This is a genomic window from Duganella vulcania (genome assembly GCF_009857655.1).
In the GTDB taxonomy this organism is placed as follows: domain Bacteria; phylum Pseudomonadota; class Gammaproteobacteria; order Burkholderiales; family Burkholderiaceae_D; genus Rugamonas; species Rugamonas vulcania.
In genome coordinates this window covers 1-14,838 of the sequence record NZ_WWCX01000126.1, presented here as the reverse complement: position 1 = coordinate 14,838, position 14,838 = coordinate 1, and the positions used below count along the sequence as shown (strand labels likewise).

The window sequence follows — 14,838 nt, the reverse complement described above, 5'->3', positions numbered from 1 at the left end:
AGCTGGCCGGCACCTCGCGCGCCGCGCGCGCCGCCACCCTGACGCCGGCGGCCACCGCCACCACCATCCTCAGCACCGGCCCGGCCGCCGCGCGCATGGACTACGTGTTCGTCGGCGACGGCTACACGGCGGCGGAAATGGACAAGTGGCATGCGGATGCTCAGAAGATCATCGACGGCTTCTTGGCCGATCCGCTGTTCGCCGCCAACCGCGCCAACATGAACGTGCGGCGCGTGGACGTGGCCAGCAACCAGTCCGGCGTGGACGAACCGGACAAGGGCATCTACCGCGACACCGCGATGGACGCCGCCTTCAACTGCTACAACATCGACCGCCTGCTGTGCGTGGACAACGACAAGGCGCAGGAGATCGTCGGCTCGGTGCTGGCGCCGGACGAGCGCGATGTGATCATCGTGGTCGCCAACTCTACCCGCTACGGCGGCTCCGGCGGGCAGGTCGCCACGCTGTCGATGGCGACGCAATCGATCGAGATCGCGCTGCACGAGATCGGCCACACCGCGTTCGGGCTGGCCGACGAATACGACTACGGCACCTGCAGCCTGAACGGCGAGCCGGGCGAACCGGACGTGACGATGAACGGCACCCGCAGCGTCAAGTGGCGCGGCCTGATCTCGGCCAGCACGCCGGTGCCGACCAGCCCTGGCGCCTACCCGAACGGCACCGTGGGTGTGTTCCAGGGCGCGCAATACTGCGCCAGCGGCAAATACCGTCCGACCGAGAACTCGCGCATGCGCAATCTGGGTTATCCGTGGCACGCGGTGAATGAAGGGGCGGCGGGCAAGGTGTTCGCGCAATACACCGGCAGCGCCGGCGGCGTCACGCAGACCGGCGTGCTGGCCAGCGGCGGCACCGCCTACGCGCCCAGCGCCTCGCCTGGATGGGTACAGGCGGGGGCCGGCGCCTTCACGCTGAACCTGAGCGGAAAAGTGGGGACCGATTTCCGGGTCTCGCTGTACCAGTGGGGCGCCAACGGCTGGGCGCAGGTGGCCGCCAGCCAGGGCACGTCACCGAACAAGACGCTGAGCTACAACGCCCCGGCCGGCTACTACTACGCGATGATCAGCGCGGCGGCCGGCAGCGGGGCCTACTCGCTGACGTATAGCTACACCAAGCCTTAACGGGGAGCGGTGGCGCGCTCCAGGTCGGCCAGCCACAGCATGGCCGACTCGCGGCTCGTCCCGCACATTTCGGCCGACGGCTGCAGGCCGCCGCAGAAGGCCGGGCGTTCGGGACGGCCGAAGATCTTGCAGCGGTTGTCGTCGGCCAGCTGGATGCAGCGCACGCCGGCTGGTTTGCCGTCGGGCATGCCGGGGATGGGGCTGGTGATCGAGGGCGCCGTGCAACAGGCGCCGCAGTTGGGACGGCAGTCCAGCGCGGGCGGTGTGGTTTTCATAGGGGCGTCATTTTACGCCCCTTTTTCCGCCGCCAGCCATTTCGCGATCGATGCCGCCACCCATGGGCCGTCGTCCAGCGGCAGGTCGTGGCCGGCGCTGGGGTGCACCATCAGCGGCGCGTCCCATGCCTGCGCCAGCCGCAGCGAGCAGCCATGGTCCACCAGCTGGTCGCCGGCGCCGGCCATGATCAGCAGCGGCACGGCGGGCCGCGCGGCCGGTGCGCGGAAGCGGGCGGCGGACCACAGCTGACGCAGCGCGTTGGCGCGCGTGACCGGATACTCGCGCTGGTAGCCCAGCCAGCGTTGCAGCAGTTCCTTGCGTCCGGCGGCGTCGCCGCCACGGCTGGTCAGGCGCAGGATCAGGCGCTCCTGCCGCTCCACGCCGCCGCGCAGCATCAGGTTGACGATGGCAGGATAGTTTTGCCAGCGCAGCCGCTGGTGGAAGCGGCTGTAGGGCCGCATGCTGGTGTTGATCAGCACGCAACGCTCCACTTCACCGGGATAGCGGCTGCACCACTCCACCGCCGCCATGCCGCCCAGCGACAGCGCCAGCAGCGAGTAGGGCGGTTCGATGCCGCGCGCGCGCAGGTCGCCGCGGCAGAACTCCACCATCCGCGCCACCCGCGTGGCGCTGCGCAGCGCGTGGCGTTCGCCGTTGCCGGGCAGGTCGGGCGTGACGATGGCGGCTTCCGGCAGCGCGAGCGCGGTGGCCAGCTGCGCGGGGAAGCCGCCCCAGTGCCGCTGCTCGCGCATCAGGCCGCGCAGCAGGACCCAGTGGCTCATGCGTCGTACCATTGCGCCAGCGCGCGCCGGTGCTGGACCTTGCGCGCCATCCCCTCCGGCATCCAGCGCCCGTGGCTGTTGGCCGCGCGCATCAGGAAGTCGAACCAGATCAGGTGGCGCCGCAGCACCCGCTGCAGCCGGTGGCGGGCGGTCGGGTTGAAGATGGCGATGCGGTCGAAGATCTGGCGCGGATTCTTCTTCACCCACAGCCACGAGCCCATCTCCAGCGTCAGCGGCAGGAACACGCGCTCGCTGTAGCTGGTGCCGTTCAGGTACAGGTAATCCCACAGGTCGCCGTGCGTGCGGTACTGGCGGCTCTGCGGCTCGAACACGTAGTTGTGGTTGGGGTAGCTCTGGCTGAACAGCTGCTCCAGCGCGCCGATGTCGGCCAGGTGCGGAATCGGCGCGGTGGTGTGCGCGTGCGGGAACCAGATGCGGTCGCGCAGGCCGAAGCCGGAGTGGCAGTCCAGCGCCATGCTGAACTGGCGCGACAGCAGCTCACGCTCGACCAGCTCGCACACGGCCTGGCTTTCCGCCTCCATCGGCGCGCCGGCCTTGCCGCGATACCACGGCAGGTGGTGGCTGTAGCGCTGCCCGCCCAGCATGAACGGCACCTTGTCGACCGCGCTCAGCGGCGCGTTGCGCATCAGGTCCACGCCCTGCGGATTGCAGCGCGTGGCCTGCCACATGCCGCCCGGATTGACCAGCGGCATGAACACCAGCCGCATCGATTCGAGCTGCTGGTGCAGGGTGCTGTCCCAGCGCAGCCGCGCCAGCAGGCTTTCCATGAACGACAGGATGACCTGGGTGCCGATGCGCTCCAGCCCGTGGATGCCGCCGAAGAAGCCCAGCGCCGGCACGTCCGGGCTGGGGTTGCCGAGCGCGATGCTGTAGACCGGGAACTGGCGGCCGTCGATCGCCACCGTGCAGGAGGTGCCGACCTCCAGATGCCGCCCGCCTTCGTCGATCAGGCGCTTCAGGGTGATCAGCTCAGGCAGGTTCTTCTCGGGCATGGAGGCGGACGCGGATGGGTGTGACCGATAGTGTAGCCCAGTCCCACACGGTTGGCGACGAGATAAAAGTTGTTTTGTATTTAATGTTATGCTCTTGAAAACATTACATCGGGAGGCTTACGCATGACAGCAAGTGCAGCACTTCGCAACACCATCGCCGGCGCCGTGCTGGCGCTGGGCAGCGCCACGGCGATGGCCGCGGGCGGCATCTCCAACTTCACGCCGTCCGAGAAAATCTCGGTCGGCACCATGTCCATCCTGGCCGCGCCGGTGGTCAGCGTGACCGCTTCGGCCCATGGCGATTCCGGGCCGGCCGCCGGTTCGATGGCGGTGGTGATCGGCGGCGCCTACGTCGTCAGTGGCGTCGGCCAGAGCGTGGCGGACGGCGTCGAGGTCGTGCTGACGTCGGTCAGCTCGGCGGGCAAGCTGTCGGTCAAGCTGGCCGGCAAGACGGTCGACGCGATCGGCCTGTCGGTGGGCACCGCGGTGCAGGTGGTGTCCGAAACCACCGGCACCCTGCTGGTGGCCTCGGGCAAGGTGGTGGCCTTCATTCCGAACGCGTTGGGCGAGGCGCTGCTGTCGCAAAAACGCCTGCCGCCGCAATGAGCGCGCGGGCCTTGCTGGGCGCGGCGGGCGTGATCGCCATGCTGGCGGCCGCGCCGGCGCACGCCGGGCGTTCGTGCGAAGAGCATCCGGTGACGCAGGCCGCGCTGACCGACGCGCTGGTCACCGGCCAGTCGCTGCAGGCCGCGCTGGACGCCACCGGCAGCGACGTGGCGATGATCGCGCGGCAGGGCCAGGACTTGTCCAAGTACGGCTTGAAGTACAGCCACGCCGGCCTGGCCTTCCGCGGCGCGCCGGGGCAGCCGTGGCGCGTGTACGAACTGCTCAACGAATGCGGCACCGCCGATTCCGCGCTGTGGGTCGACGGCCTGGCCAACTTCTTCCTGGAGAATCCGTTCACGCTGGACGCGCTGGTGATCGTGCCGCCGCCGAAGATCGCCGCCAAGCTGGGCGAGATCCTGCGCGATCCGGCCACGCTGCACGGCTTCCACGGCAGCCATTACAGCATGGTGGCTTATCCGTTCTCGACCAAGTACCAGAACTCCAACCAGTGGGTGCTGGAGGTGATGGCCTCGGCCGAGGCCACGGACTTCCGCATCCGCACGCGCGAGCAGGCGCAGTCGTGGCTGAAGATGGCCGGCTACACGCCGACCGAGATGCACATCGGCCCGTTGACGCGGCTGGGCGGGCGCGTGTTCAAGGCCAACATCGCCTTCGACGACCATCCGAACGCGCTGCGCTTCTCCGACCGCATCAACGCGGTGACGGTCGATTCGATGCTGGCCTTCCTGCGCGGGCGCGAGGACGGCTGGCGGGTGCAGGAGCTCAAGGGCCGCCGCTGACGCCATACAGGTCGCGGCACACCAGCGCGACCTGCTCGCGCAGCCAGCGCTGGGCCGGATGCGCGTCGTTGCGGCGGTGCCAGTGCAGCACGAAGGGCACCGGTTCCAGGTCCAGCTCCGGCGGCAGCGGCAGCACCGCCAAGGCGCGCGCCATGCCGCTGGCGCGCACCACGCCCTCCATCAATGTGGCCAGCAGGTCGCCGCCGGCGACGATGGCCGGCGCCGCGTACATCTGCGGCAGCGTCACGGCCACCTGGCGCCGGCGCTGCAACTGCGCCAGCCGGACGTCGACGTGGCCGACGCCGTCGCCCTCGGGCGACACCAGCAGGTGCCGGCAGCCCAGGAAGCGTTTCAGCGTCAGCTTCTTGTCCGCCAGCGGATGTCCTTTGCGCGCCACGCACACGAAGCGCTCCTGGAACAGCGGCAGGGTGGGGATGCGCGGCGTGCTGCCGCCGGGTACACCGACCGCGGCGTCGGCCTCGCCGGCATCGAGCAGCGCCAGCGCGTCCTCGCGCGCGCTGAAGGACTTGATGCGCAGCGTGACGCCGGGCGCCTTGTGCGCCAGCCGCGCCAGCAACGCCGGCAGCATGACGACGGCCGGATGGTCGGACAGCGCCAGCGTGAAGCGCACGGCCGCGCGCGACGGCTCGAAGTCCTGCGTGAACTCCAGCGTGCGCTGGATGCTGGCCAGCGCCTCGCCCAGCGGCGCCGCCAGTTCCAGCGCGCGCGGCGTCGGCTGCAGGCCGCTGGCGCTGCGCACGAACAGCTCGTCCTTGAGCAGCAGGCGTAGGCGCGCCAGCGCCGCGCTCATGGCGGGCTGGGTGCGGCCGATGCGCACGCCGGCGCGCGTGACGTTGCGTTCGCAGATCAGCGCGTCGAAGGCCACCAGCAGGTTGAGGTCTATGCCATGTAAATCCATGCCATGGATGATACTGCATATCCATTATCGATTGGACTTGCGTTGGTGGGGATTGCTACAGTGGCCGGGTCATCCACCGATACGAAAGCCCACCATGACCATGCAAGACAACGGCCTGACCACGGCCCAGCAGCAAGCCATCGAAACGCTGTACCGCGCCTTCAACGAGCGCAATCCCGACCTACTTGACCAGGCGCTGGCGCCGGACTGGCACGACACCCCGCTCGGCCCCGGCCAGCAACCCGGCCTGGCCGGCATGAAGCCGGTGGTCGCGATGTTCGGCGCCGCCTTCCCGGACGTGCACATCGCCATCCTCGACATCTTCGGCCGCGATGGCCGCGCCGCCGTGCGCGCGCGGATCACCGGCACCCATCGCGGCGAGTTTTTCGGCATCGCCCCTACCAATCAGCCTATTGCAATTGCGATCCATGAGTTCCATTATCTGGGGGCGGACCGCATTACGCATACCTGGCACCTGGAAGACTGGTTCGGCATGTTGAACCAGATCGGCGCCTGGCCCCCTGTTCAATAACTTTTTTTGGGATTCTTATGACCACTATCGCGATCGTGTACTTCAGCGGCTACGGCCACACCGTCAAACAGGCAGAAGCCGTGCAGGCTGGCGCCGCCGGCGTCTCCGGCGCGGAGGCGACGCTGTACCGCATCGACCAGAACGGCGACCTGGCCGAGGATGCGATGGCCGCCATCGCCAAGGCCGATGCCGTGATCTACGGTAGCCCGACCTACATGGGCGGCCCGGCATGGCAGTTCAAGAAGTTCGCCGACAAGTCGTCGGCCGCGTGGTTCGGCCAGAACTGGAAGAACAAGGTGGCCGCCGGCTTCACCAATTCGGCCTCGACCAACGGCGACAAGTTCTCCACCATCCAGTATTTCTGGACGCTGGCCATGCAGCACGGCCAGGTCTGGGTCGGCACCGGCCTGCTGCCGTCGAACAAGAAGGAGCATGGCCCGGCCGACGTCAACTGGACCGCCGGCTTTGGCGGCGCGCTGGCGATTTCGCCGTCGGACGCCTCGGCCGAGGAGGCGCCGCGCAGCGGCGACCTGGAGACCGCCCGCCTGTTGGGCAAGCGCGTGGCCGAACTGGCGGCACGCCTGGCTTGATGGTTTAACTCGCGGGAGCGGCCGCGCGGGCGACGATGTCCGCGCGGCTGATTTTATTGCTTGTAGATTCCGGCGCCGACCAGGTAGTCGTCCACCTTTTCAACGTAGCTCGATTTCTCTTCGATGCCCTTGGTGACCGGGTTGGGCCACTTGTAGTCGAACCATCCCTGGTTCTTGGTTTTGACGGTCTGGATAAAGCCCTTGATGATGTAGGTGCCTTCGGCGTCGTGCATGTCGATCAGGTTCTTGCCGACCATCTTGGAGGCGTTGCCGTTGCCGATCGCCAGATTGACGCCATTCAGATCGTAGACGAAGATGTACAGGTTGCGGTCGACGAACTGGCCTTTGGAATTGTTAAACTCGGCAAACGCCTTTTCCTTGCCGTTCGCCTTGATGTAGGCGACCGCCTTCTTGACCAGCGCGACGCAGTCTTCCGCGTTGGCGCGGTCGCTGGCGGCGTGGGCGCTGGTGGCCAGCAGCGTGCTCAGCACCAGCAGCACGACTTTAGAAATAAACTTTTTCATTCTGATCTCCGGTATAGTTTTCATCAGGAACGATACTATGAATTACGACATGAAAAACCCTTGATCTGGATCAAAGACAGCTTCATTTATTAAAGCTGGTCCTTGTCAAAACCATTTCTTTTGCAGCGCCGCGAACGTGCCATTGGCCTTGATGGCCTCCAGTCCCTTGCGAAAACGGTCGACCAGCACATCGTCGGTCTGCGGTCCGAACGCCATGTAGCTGCCGCCGCTGCCCAGCTCGGTCAATTGCAGCGCCCGCACCAGGGTCCTGGACAGTTCGCCGCCGTCGCGCCGCACGATGTCCGTCGCCACCAGGTCGCTCATCGCCCACAGATCGACGCGTCCCAGCTTCAGTTTTTCATAGTTGGTTTTGGGCTGGGAGTTGCCCTGCAGCTGGCGGCCCTTGACGAAGCCCTTCGACTCCAGATATTGCTCGCGCGCGTCGCCGTTGATGGTGGCGATCTTGTAGTTCAGGGCGTCGGTAAGATTGTCGAGCTTGATATGGCGTTCGCGCAGGGCGTACAGATAGGAGCTGTCGGGCGGGGAAATCACGCCGACCCATTTGAACAGGTGCTCGCGCTCGGGCGTGCGCATGATCGAGAAGATCAGCACGTTTTCCTTGTGCAGAGCCGTCGCGTAGGCGCGCGCCCAGGGCATGATCTGGATGTCGGCCCGCACGTCGATTTCCCTGAGGACGGCTTCGACGACCTCGGTGCTGAAGCCGGTGACCTTGCCGTTCTCCCAAAAATTGACGGGCCGGTTTTCCTCGGTGACGCAGGTGACCGTGGTGGTCGCGTGCGCGGTGGCCGACACCAATATCAGTACCAGCCAGAGCAGCAAGCGAAGCGTTTTCATCCCTGGTACTCCTCCGGCCCGGCGTCAAGAACTTTTTTCCATTATACGCAGGTTTAATTGCCGCAACATGTGGACGGCAGCCGCTCCGGCGGGGTGCTTCACCGCGCGCCGCGCCGCTCGGCCAGTTCGAACCATCCCATCCCGGCCAGCATGGCGCCAACGAACAGCATCGGTGGCAAGCCGCCGGTGGCCAGCGAGGTCAACGCCGGACCGGGGCAGTAGCCGGCCAGGCCCCAGCCCGCGCCGAACAGCAGGCTGCCCAGCACCAGGCGGCGGTCGAGGCGGCGATTGGCCGGCAATTGCATGGGCTCGCCCAGCACGGCGTGGCTGCGGCGCCGGGCCAGAGCGAAGGCGGGCAGCGCGACGGCGATCGCCCCGCCCATCACCAGCGCCAGCGACGGGTCCCAGTGTCCGGCCAGATCCAGAAAGCCCTGCACCTTGGACGGGTCGGTCATGCCGGACAGGATCAAGCCTATACCGAACAGCAGGCCGCTCAGGGCGGCGACAACGATGGACATGGGATGCTCCTCAGGCGAACAGGTGACGGACCGCGAACACGGTGGCAAAGCCGGACAGCATGAAGGCGGCGGTGGCCGCCAGCGAGCGCGGCGACAGGCGCGACAGTCCGCACACGCCGTGGCCGCTGGTGCAGCCGGCGCCGTAGCGCGTGCCGACGCCCACCATCAGCCCGGCCAGCAGCAGCGTGGCGTGGCCGGCGTCGACCTGCACGGCCGGCAGCGGCGTCCAGACCCGGTACAGCAGCGGCGCGGCCAGCAAGCCGGCGGTGAACGCCAGTCGCCAGCCGAGGTCGCCACGATGCGGCCGCAGCACGCCGCCGAGGATGCCGCTGATGCCGGCGATGCGGCCGTTCAGCAGGATCAGCAGCGCCGCGGCCAGGCCGATCAGCATGCCGCCGGCCAGCGACTGCCATGGCGTGAAGTGCAGCCAGTCTATGTTCATGTCGGATCTCCTTGCGATGCACAGAATTGTTGGTACAGGGTTTGCAACACCGCCTGCGCCCGGGGGCTGGCGATCTGGTAATGGATTTGTTTGCCCTCGCGGCGGGTGCGCACCAGCCCTTCTTCGCGCAGCACGCCCAGCTGCTGCGACAAGGTGGGCTGGCGGATGTCGAGCGCCTGCTCCAGTTGGCCGACGGCGTGTTCGCCCTGGGTCAGCTGGCACAGCAGCAGCAGCCGGTCCGGATGGGACAGGGCTTTGAGCAGGGCGCTCGCCTGCGCCGCAGCCAGGCGCATGCGCGCCGGATCAAATGAGGACATCGTGGCCACCATCAATATACATTTTTATATAATATCACAAAGTAGATTGATTGCGCGGGCAGGCCGGGCGGCTACGCCAGGCCGGCTTGCTTGAGGCGGCGGTACAGCGTGCGCTCGCTGCAGCCCAGCGCGGCGGCGAGCGCCTTGCGCGTGCCGCTGAAGCCCCGCACGTAGGCGGCGAAGTCGTCGTCGGCCAGCGCGGCCGGCGTGTGCAGCGCCGGCCGCGCGCCCAGGCCCAGGTGGGCGGCCTTGATTTCGCCATCGTCGGCAAACAGGCGGGCGCGCTCGATGACGTTGCGCAGCTCGCGGATATTGCCCGGCCAGTGATAGCCGTCGAGCGCGGCCAGCGCGTCCGGCGCCAGGCGCGCGCCGGCGCTGCCGCTGCGCTGCAACAGCGACTCGACCAGCAGCCCGATGTCGCCGTGGCGCTCGCGCAGCGGCGGCAGCTGCAAGGGGAAGGCCGCGATGCGGTAGTACAGGTCCTGGCGGAACTGGCCGTCCGCCACCATGCGCGCCAGCGGCTTGTGGGTGGCGGTCACCAGGCGGAAGTCGCTGCGCAGCGTCTCGACGCCGCCGACCCGGCGGTAGGTGCCGGATTCGATCAGGCGCAGCAGCTTGACCTGCATGGCCAGCGGCACATCGCCGATCTCGTCGAGGAACAGCGTGCCGCCGTTGGCGGTCTCGGCCAGGCCAGCCTTGCGCGACACCGCGCCCGTGAACGCGCCCTTTTCATACCCGAACACTTCGCTCTCGAACAGCGTTTCGCTCAGGCCGGAGCAATCCATCACCACGAACGGCCCGGCGCTGCGCGCGCTGGCCTCGTGCAGCGCGCGGGCGAACAGTTCCTTGCCGGTGCCCGATTCGCCCAGCAGCAATACCGGCAGCGTCGACGGCGCCACCCGCTGCAGCTCGCCGAGCGCGCGGTTGAACGCCGGCGACTGGCCCACCAGGCCGCTGCGGCTGGCGCGCGCGGACGCCTGGCGCACCGTCTGCAGGCGCTCGACAAAGCCGATCACCCGGTGGCCGGCATCGACGATCGGCCGCAGTTCCACGTCCACGTGCTCGGGGCCGCGCGGCGTGTGGTGGATGTGGAGCACGCGCTCCGGCGCGCGCGTGGCCAGCGCGCTTTGCAGCGGACAATGCTCGCCGGCCTGGTCGCACGGCACCGCGAACTGGTGCGACACGGCGTAGCAGGTGCGGCCGAGATAGGGCTTGCCGGCCACCGCGAACTGCCGCTTGTACGCCGTGTTGGCGGCCAGGATCTGATACGCGGTGTTCATGACGATCATCGGCGCGGCCTCGTGGTCGAGGTAGGAAATCAGCGCCCGCACTTCGGGCGCCTGCAATAGTTCTGAATCTGTCATGGTCAAGCTCCAGGAAATGACTGCCACGTCTGCCACTGGCAGTATGCCACTGACGCGCAAAGCTGTCAGCGGCTTCTCCCTGCCTGAAAAAATCTGCGCCAAATCAAAAACTTAGCCGCGCGCGGCCGCTGGCACGGGATTTGTACTTAGACAGGCATCCGTCCCGAGGAGAATAACGTGGAACCACTGTATATCGAAGGCTTTTACGACCAGGCCACCAGCACCATCAGTTACATCGTGCAGGACCGGCAGACCCGCGCCTGCGCGCTGATCGACAGCGTGCTGGACTACGACCCCGCATCCGGCCGCACCGGCACCGCCGGCGCCGACCAGCTGATCGCCCGCGTGCGGGCCCTCGACGGCAAGGTCGAGTGGATCCTGGAGACCCATGCGCATGCCGACCACTTGTCGGCCGCGCCCTACCTGAAGCAGCACCTGGGCGGACGCATCGCCATCGGCGGCCACATCCGCCAGGTGCAGGCGGTGTTCGGCAAGCTGTTCAACGCCGGCAGCGAGTTTGCCCGCGACGGCAGCCAGTTCGACCACCTGTTCGCCGACGACGAGGCGTTCCGGATCGGCAACCTGAGCGCGCGCGCCTGGCATACGCCGGGCCACACGCCGGCCTGCATGACCTATGTGGTCGACGGCGCCGACGAGCCGGCAGCGTTTGTCGGCGACACGCTGTTCATGCCGGATTACGGCACCGCGCGCTGCGACTTCCCGGGCGGCGACCCGCGCAGCTTGTTCCGCTCGATCAATCGCGTGTTGAGCCTGCCCGCGAACGCCAGGCTGTACATGTGCCACGACTACCGCCCGAACGGCCGGCCGCTGGCCTATGTGACGACGGTGGCCGAGCAGCGGCACGCCAACATCCATGTGCGCGACGGCATCAGCGAGGAGCAGTTCGTGGCGATGCGCAGCGCGCGCGACGCCGCGCTGGACCTGCCGGCCCTGATCCTGCCGGCGATCCAGGTGAATATGCGCGCCGGCCAGTTGCCGCCCGCCGAGGACAACGGCGTGCGTTACCTGAAGATCCCGCTGAACGCGGTGTGACCATGGAGACCGATCAACGATTGCTGCGCCACCTGGCGGTGGCGGTGCTGCTCAAGCTGGCGCTGCTGGCCGTCCTGTGGTGGGCATGGGTCAGGGATGCCCGCGTCGACGTCGACGCCGGCGCGATGGCCGACCGGGTCGGCGCGCCGCCCCGGCATACAGGAGAAAACAAGTGATTTCAGACCAATTGGTGGACTTGTCGCGGCTGCAGTTCGCGGCCACCGCGATGTACCATTTTCTATTTGTGCCGCTCACCGTGGGCATGGTGTGGCTGCTGGTCATCATGGAGAGCGTGTATGTGATGACCGGCAAGGTGATCTGGAAAGACATGACCCGCTTCTGGGGCAAGCTGTTCGGCATCAACTTCGCGCTGGGCGTGACCACCGGCATCACGCTCGAGTTCCAGTTCGGCACCAACTGGGCCTATTACTCGCACTATGTGGGCGACATCTTCGGCGCGCCGCTGGCCATCGAGGGCATGATGGCGTTCTTCCTCGAGTCCACCATGATCGGCCTGTTTTTCTTTGGCTGGGACCGGCTGCGCAGGCGGCAGCACCTGCTGGTCACGCTGCTGATGGCGGTCGGGACCAACCTGTCGGCGCTGTGGATCCTGATCGCCAACGGCTGGATGCAAAATCCGGTGGGCGCGCAGTTCAGCTACCTGACCATGCGCATGGAGACGGTGGACTTCTGGGCGGTGGTGTTCAACCCGGTGGCGCAGGCCAAGTTCGTCCACACGGTATCGGCCGGCTACGTGACCGGGTCGGTGTTCGTGCTGTCCATTTCCAGCTGGTACCTGCTGCGCCGGCGCGATGTCGAGTTCGCCAAACGCAGCTTCAGGGTGGCCGCCGCGTTCGGCCTGGCGTCGGCGCTGAGCGTGATCGTTCTCGGCGACGAGTCCGGCTACACGGTGGGCGAGGCCCAGCAGACCAAGCTGGCCGCGATGGAGGCCATGTGGGACACCAAGCCGGCGCCGGCCGGCCTGACGCTGGTGGCGGGCATCAACGAGGCGGCGTCGCGCAACGACTGGGAAATCGACGTGCCCTGGGTGATGGGGCTGATCGGCACGCGCTCGGTGAGCAGGCAGATCCCGGGCATCCACGAGATCCGGGAAAAGAACCGCGCCCGCATCGTGCGCGGCATCGTCGCCGTCAACGCGCTCGAAGCGTTGCGCCGGCAGCGCGGCGACGCGCACGCGCTGGCCACCTTTGACGAGTACAAGGCCGACCTGGGCTTCGGCCTGCTGTTGAAGAAGTACGTGGCGGACGTCAACCAGGCCACGCCCGCCATCATCGAGCGCGCGGTGCAGGACACGGTGCCGCGCGTGACGCCGATGTTCTGGGCGTTCCGCGCGATGGTCGGGCTGGGCGTGGCGCAGCTGGCGCTGTTCGCGCTGGCGTTCCGCAGCACGCTGGGCGCGGCCGGCACACAGCGGCCGTGGCTGCTGCGCTGGGCCCTGTGGATGCTGCCGGCGCCGTGGATCGCCTGCGAGCTGGGCTGGTTTGTCGCCGAGTATGGCCGCCAGCCGTGGACCATCTACGGCGTCCTGCCGACCCACCTGAGCGTGTCCACCCTCGGCGTCGGCAACCTGTACGGTTCGCTGGCCGGCTTCGTGGGCTTCTACACGCTGCTGCTGGCGGTCGAGATGTTCCTGATGATCAAATTCGCGCGCCTGGGGCCGGGCAGCCTGGGCACCGGCCGCTACGCCCACGACGCTGTGTTGAAGGAGCTGCACCATGCTTGATTACGCCATGCTGAAAATCATCTGGTGGGTGCTGGTCGGCGTGCTGCTGATCGGCTTTGCCATCATGGATGGCCATGACATGGGGGTGGGCGCGCTGCTGCCTTTTGTCGGCCGCAGCGACCTGGAGCGGCGCGTGGTGATCAACACGGTGGGGCCGCACTGGGACGGCAACCAGGTCTGGTTCATCACCGGCGGCGGCGCCCTGTTCGCGGCCTGGCCGGTGGTGTACGCCACCGCCTTCAGCGGCTTTTACTGGGCCATGATGCTGGTGCTGTGGGCGCTGTTTTTCCGGCCGGTCGGCTTCGATTACCGCAGCAAGATCCAGCATGCCGGCTGGCGCAGCACCTGGGACTGGGGCTTGTTCGTCGGCGGCGCGGTGCCGCCGCTGGTGTTCGGCATCGCCTTCGGCAACCTGCTGCTGGGCGTGCCGTTCCAGTTCGACGCGTATCTGGTGTCGAGCTACAGCGGCAGCTTCTGGCAGCTGCTGCGTCCCTTCGCCCTGCTGTGCGGCGTGGTCGGCAGCGCGATGCTGACGCTGCAGGGCGGCGCCTACCTGGCCCATCGCACGGAAGGCGTGCTGCAGCAACGCGCCATCCGCGGCGCGGTGGGCGCGGCCGTGGTCATGGTGCTGGGCTTTGTGGCCGCCGGGGTCTGGCTGCAGTGGATCGATGGCTATCGCATCACCTCGGTGGTGGACGGCGCCGCGCTGCCGGACGTGCTCGGCAAGTCGGTGGTGCGCGAGGCCGGGGCCTGGATGGCGAACTATGGCCGCCAGCCGGCGCTGTGGCTGTTGCCGGCGACGGGGCTGGGCGGGGCGGCGCTGGCGGCGCTGCTGCTGCTGAGGCGCCGCACGCTGGCCGCGTTCGTGGCCTCGTCGCTAGGCGTGGCCGGCGTGATCGGCACCGCCGGCGCCTCGATGTTCCCGTTTGTGATGCCGTCGTCGTCGATGCCGAACGCCAGCCTGACGGTGTGGGACAGCGTCTCGAGCCAGTTGAGCCTGGCCATCATGTTCTGGGCGGCGCTGCTGTTCATGCCGCTCATCATCCTGTACACCGGATGGGCTTATCGCGTCATGCGCGGCAAGGTCACCGCCGCGCAGATCGAAGCCAACCAGCACAGCGCCTACTAGCGCCGACTTGAACGAGGGAGTGACGAGCATGTGGTATTTCGCCTGGATACTTGGAGTGGGTTTCGCCTTGCTGCTGGCGATCATGAATGCGCTGTGGGGCGAGCATGAGGAGGGCCGCGCCGGCGGCCACGGCGACGAGGGGGACCGGCCATGAACGGCCATGCGCGGCGGCGGCCCCGCTGCGCGGTCCTGGTCCCGGCCGCGCCGGGGGCTTAAAAACCGGCTTCGCGCCAGG

Annotated in this window: 20 protein-coding genes; 10 read left to right on the top strand and 10 right to left on the bottom strand. The window is 67.6% G+C overall.

All coding sequences use genetic code 11. The features are described from left to right. Positions 1-1,139: M64 family metallopeptidase (locus GTP90_RS32265; RefSeq protein ID WP_161087352.1), on the top strand; the 1,139-nt coding region annotated here is incomplete at its 5' end. Here GTP90_RS32265 and GTP90_RS32260 read toward each other — a convergent pair. The 3 genes from GTP90_RS32260 to GTP90_RS32250 are packed head-to-tail and all read right to left on the bottom strand — an operon-like array spanning position 1,136 to position 3,210. Continuing rightward, positions 1,136-1,414 carry a YkgJ family cysteine cluster protein gene (locus tag GTP90_RS32260; protein WP_161087351.1) on the bottom strand — a complete coding sequence of 93 codons (279 nt, stop codon included), beginning with the start codon at positions 1,412-1,414 and terminating at the stop codon, positions 1,136-1,138. The genes GTP90_RS32265 and GTP90_RS32260 overlap by 4 nt on opposite strands. Positions 1,415-1,426: 12 nt before the next feature. Next, positions 1,427-2,197, bottom strand: coding sequence for an alpha/beta fold hydrolase (locus tag GTP90_RS32255; protein ID WP_161087350.1), 771 nt, complete (start codon positions 2,195-2,197; stop codon positions 1,427-1,429). Continuing rightward, positions 2,194-3,210 (bottom strand): M14 family zinc carboxypeptidase, encoded by a 1,017-nt coding sequence (locus GTP90_RS32250; RefSeq protein WP_161087349.1) that lies wholly within the window; start codon positions 3,208-3,210, stop codon positions 2,194-2,196. The genes GTP90_RS32255 and GTP90_RS32250 overlap by 4 nt, the downstream gene beginning before the upstream one ends. Before the next feature lie 123 nt (positions 3,211-3,333). On the opposite strand from GTP90_RS32250, the gene GTP90_RS32245 reads away from it, so the two are divergent. Then, on the top strand, positions 3,334-3,816 hold the full coding sequence (locus GTP90_RS32245) for a hypothetical protein (protein ID WP_161087348.1): 483 nt from the start codon (positions 3,334-3,336) through the stop codon (positions 3,814-3,816). Beyond that, positions 3,813-4,616, top strand: a complete 804-nt coding sequence (locus tag GTP90_RS32240) for a DUF2145 domain-containing protein (protein ID WP_161087347.1) — start codon at positions 3,813-3,815, stop codon at positions 4,614-4,616. The genes GTP90_RS32245 and GTP90_RS32240 overlap by 4 nt, the downstream gene beginning before the upstream one ends. Here the strand turns inward: GTP90_RS32240 and GTP90_RS32235 are convergent. Continuing rightward, a complete protein-coding gene (locus tag GTP90_RS32235; RefSeq protein ID WP_161087346.1) occupies positions 4,600-5,535 on the bottom strand; it encodes a LysR family transcriptional regulator in 936 nt (311 codons plus the stop codon). The genes GTP90_RS32240 and GTP90_RS32235 overlap by 17 nt on opposite strands. A 94-nt stretch (positions 5,536-5,629) precedes the next feature. Here GTP90_RS32235 and GTP90_RS32230 point away from each other — a divergent pair, with 94 nt between their 5' ends. Both GTP90_RS32230 and GTP90_RS32225 read left to right on the top strand, forming a co-directional pair. After that, positions 5,630-6,067 (top strand): ester cyclase, encoded by a 438-nt coding sequence (locus GTP90_RS32230; protein WP_161087345.1) that lies wholly within the window; start codon positions 5,630-5,632, stop codon positions 6,065-6,067. 17 nt (positions 6,068-6,084) lie between these two features. Next, entirely contained in the window at positions 6,085-6,657 is a 573-nt protein-coding gene (locus GTP90_RS32225; RefSeq protein ID WP_161087344.1) for a flavodoxin family protein, read from the top strand. A gap of 53 nt (positions 6,658-6,710) precedes the next feature. Here the strand turns inward: GTP90_RS32225 and GTP90_RS32220 are convergent, their stop codons facing one another. The 6 genes from GTP90_RS32220 to GTP90_RS32195 all read right to left on the bottom strand — a co-directional run bounded on the left by GTP90_RS32220 (position 6,711) and on the right by GTP90_RS32195 (position 10,677). After that, positions 6,711-7,181 (bottom strand): cache domain-containing protein, encoded by a 471-nt coding sequence (locus tag GTP90_RS32220; RefSeq protein WP_161087343.1) that lies wholly within the window; start codon positions 7,179-7,181, stop codon positions 6,711-6,713. Positions 7,182-7,286: 105 nt separating this feature from the next. Next, positions 7,287-8,036 carry a substrate-binding periplasmic protein gene (locus tag GTP90_RS32215; protein ID WP_161087342.1) on the bottom strand — a complete coding sequence of 250 codons (750 nt, stop codon included), beginning with the start codon at positions 8,034-8,036 and terminating at the stop codon, positions 7,287-7,289. Positions 8,037-8,134: 98 nt separating this feature from the next. Next, the gene (locus tag GTP90_RS32210; RefSeq protein ID WP_161087341.1) at positions 8,135-8,554 is read right to left on the bottom strand and encodes a YeeE/YedE family protein; all 420 of its coding nucleotides are present in this window, start codon (positions 8,552-8,554) and stop codon (positions 8,135-8,137) included. A 10-nt stretch (positions 8,555-8,564) separates the two neighbouring features. Then, the gene (locus GTP90_RS32205) at positions 8,565-8,996 is read right to left on the bottom strand and encodes a YeeE/YedE family protein (RefSeq protein WP_161087340.1); all 432 of its coding nucleotides are present in this window, start codon (positions 8,994-8,996) and stop codon (positions 8,565-8,567) included. Next, positions 8,993-9,313: an ArsR/SmtB family transcription factor gene (locus GTP90_RS32200; protein WP_254452144.1), complete on the bottom strand. Its 321-nt coding sequence runs from the start codon at positions 9,311-9,313 to the stop codon at positions 8,993-8,995. The genes GTP90_RS32205 and GTP90_RS32200 overlap by 4 nt, the downstream gene beginning before the upstream one ends. A gap of 71 nt (positions 9,314-9,384) precedes the next feature. Next, entirely contained in the window at positions 9,385-10,677 is a 1,293-nt protein-coding gene (locus GTP90_RS32195) for a sigma-54 interaction domain-containing protein (RefSeq protein WP_161087338.1), read from the bottom strand. A 177-nt stretch (positions 10,678-10,854) separates the two neighbouring features. On the opposite strand from GTP90_RS32195, the gene GTP90_RS32190 reads away from it, so the two are divergent. Genes GTP90_RS32190 through cydX form a run of 5 tightly spaced genes read left to right on the top strand, consistent with a single transcriptional unit; the run spans position 10,855 to position 14,757 of the window. Continuing rightward, positions 10,855-11,730, top strand: coding sequence for an MBL fold metallo-hydrolase (locus tag GTP90_RS32190; protein WP_161087337.1), 876 nt, complete (start codon positions 10,855-10,857; stop codon positions 11,728-11,730). 2 nt (positions 11,731-11,732) lie between these two features. Then, positions 11,733-11,906 carry a cytochrome oxidase putative small subunit CydP gene (cydP, locus tag GTP90_RS36545; protein ID WP_175048317.1) on the top strand — a complete coding sequence of 58 codons (174 nt, stop codon included), beginning with the start codon at positions 11,733-11,735 and terminating at the stop codon, positions 11,904-11,906. Beyond that, positions 11,903-13,474, top strand: coding sequence for a cytochrome ubiquinol oxidase subunit I (locus tag GTP90_RS32185; RefSeq protein ID WP_161087336.1), 1,572 nt, complete (start codon positions 11,903-11,905; stop codon positions 13,472-13,474). Before cydP ends, GTP90_RS32185 begins: the two co-directional genes overlap by 4 nt. Beyond that, positions 13,467-14,603, top strand: a complete 1,137-nt coding sequence (gene cydB, locus GTP90_RS32180) for a cytochrome d ubiquinol oxidase subunit II (RefSeq protein ID WP_161087335.1) — start codon at positions 13,467-13,469, stop codon at positions 14,601-14,603. Before GTP90_RS32185 ends, cydB begins: the two co-directional genes overlap by 8 nt. Positions 14,604-14,631: 28 nt before the next feature. Continuing rightward, entirely contained in the window at positions 14,632-14,757 is a 126-nt protein-coding gene (gene cydX / locus GTP90_RS32175) for a cytochrome bd-I oxidase subunit CydX (protein WP_161087334.1), read from the top strand. Positions 14,758-14,838: the final 81 nt, after the last annotated feature.

Excerpts from the sequence above, each read along its gene's own strand:
- GTP90_RS32235 (WP_161087346.1), bottom strand. The coding sequence starts at position 5,535 with ATGGATTTACATGGCATAGACCTCAACCTGCTGGTGGCCTTCGACGCG.
- GTP90_RS32250 (WP_161087349.1), bottom strand. The coding sequence starts at position 3,210 with ATGCCCGAGAAGAACCTGCCTGAGCTGATCACCCTGAAGCGCCTGATC.
- GTP90_RS32210 (WP_161087341.1), bottom strand. The coding sequence starts at position 8,554 with ATGTCCATCGTTGTCGCCGCCCTGAGCGGCCTGCTGTTCGGTATAGGC.
- GTP90_RS32195 (WP_161087338.1), bottom strand. The coding sequence starts at position 10,677 with ATGACAGATTCAGAACTATTGCAGGCGCCCGAAGTGCGGGCGCTGATT.
- GTP90_RS32220 (WP_161087343.1), bottom strand. The coding sequence starts at position 7,181 with ATGAAAAAGTTTATTTCTAAAGTCGTGCTGCTGGTGCTGAGCACGCTG.
- GTP90_RS32245 (WP_161087348.1), top strand. The coding sequence starts at position 3,334 with ATGACAGCAAGTGCAGCACTTCGCAACACCATCGCCGGCGCCGTGCTG.
- GTP90_RS32240 (WP_161087347.1), top strand. The coding sequence starts at position 3,813 with ATGAGCGCGCGGGCCTTGCTGGGCGCGGCGGGCGTGATCGCCATGCTG.
- cydX (WP_161087334.1), top strand. The coding sequence starts at position 14,632 with ATGTGGTATTTCGCCTGGATACTTGGAGTGGGTTTCGCCTTGCTGCTG.
- GTP90_RS32215 (WP_161087342.1), bottom strand. The coding sequence starts at position 8,036 with ATGAAAACGCTTCGCTTGCTGCTCTGGCTGGTACTGATATTGGTGTCG.
- GTP90_RS32255 (WP_161087350.1), bottom strand. The coding sequence starts at position 2,197 with ATGAGCCACTGGGTCCTGCTGCGCGGCCTGATGCGCGAGCAGCGGCAC.
- cydP (WP_175048317.1), top strand. The coding sequence starts at position 11,733 with ATGGAGACCGATCAACGATTGCTGCGCCACCTGGCGGTGGCGGTGCTG.
- GTP90_RS32205 (WP_161087340.1), bottom strand. The coding sequence starts at position 8,996 with ATGAACATAGACTGGCTGCACTTCACGCCATGGCAGTCGCTGGCCGGC.
- GTP90_RS32200 (WP_254452144.1), bottom strand. The coding sequence starts at position 9,313 with ATGTCCTCATTTGATCCGGCGCGCATGCGCCTGGCTGCGGCGCAGGCG.
- GTP90_RS32260 (WP_161087351.1), bottom strand. The coding sequence starts at position 1,414 with ATGAAAACCACACCGCCCGCGCTGGACTGCCGTCCCAACTGCGGCGCC.
- cydB (WP_161087335.1), top strand. The coding sequence starts at position 13,467 with ATGCTTGATTACGCCATGCTGAAAATCATCTGGTGGGTGCTGGTCGGC.
- GTP90_RS32225 (WP_161087344.1), top strand. The coding sequence starts at position 6,085 with ATGACCACTATCGCGATCGTGTACTTCAGCGGCTACGGCCACACCGTC.
- GTP90_RS32230 (WP_161087345.1), top strand. The coding sequence starts at position 5,630 with ATGACCATGCAAGACAACGGCCTGACCACGGCCCAGCAGCAAGCCATC.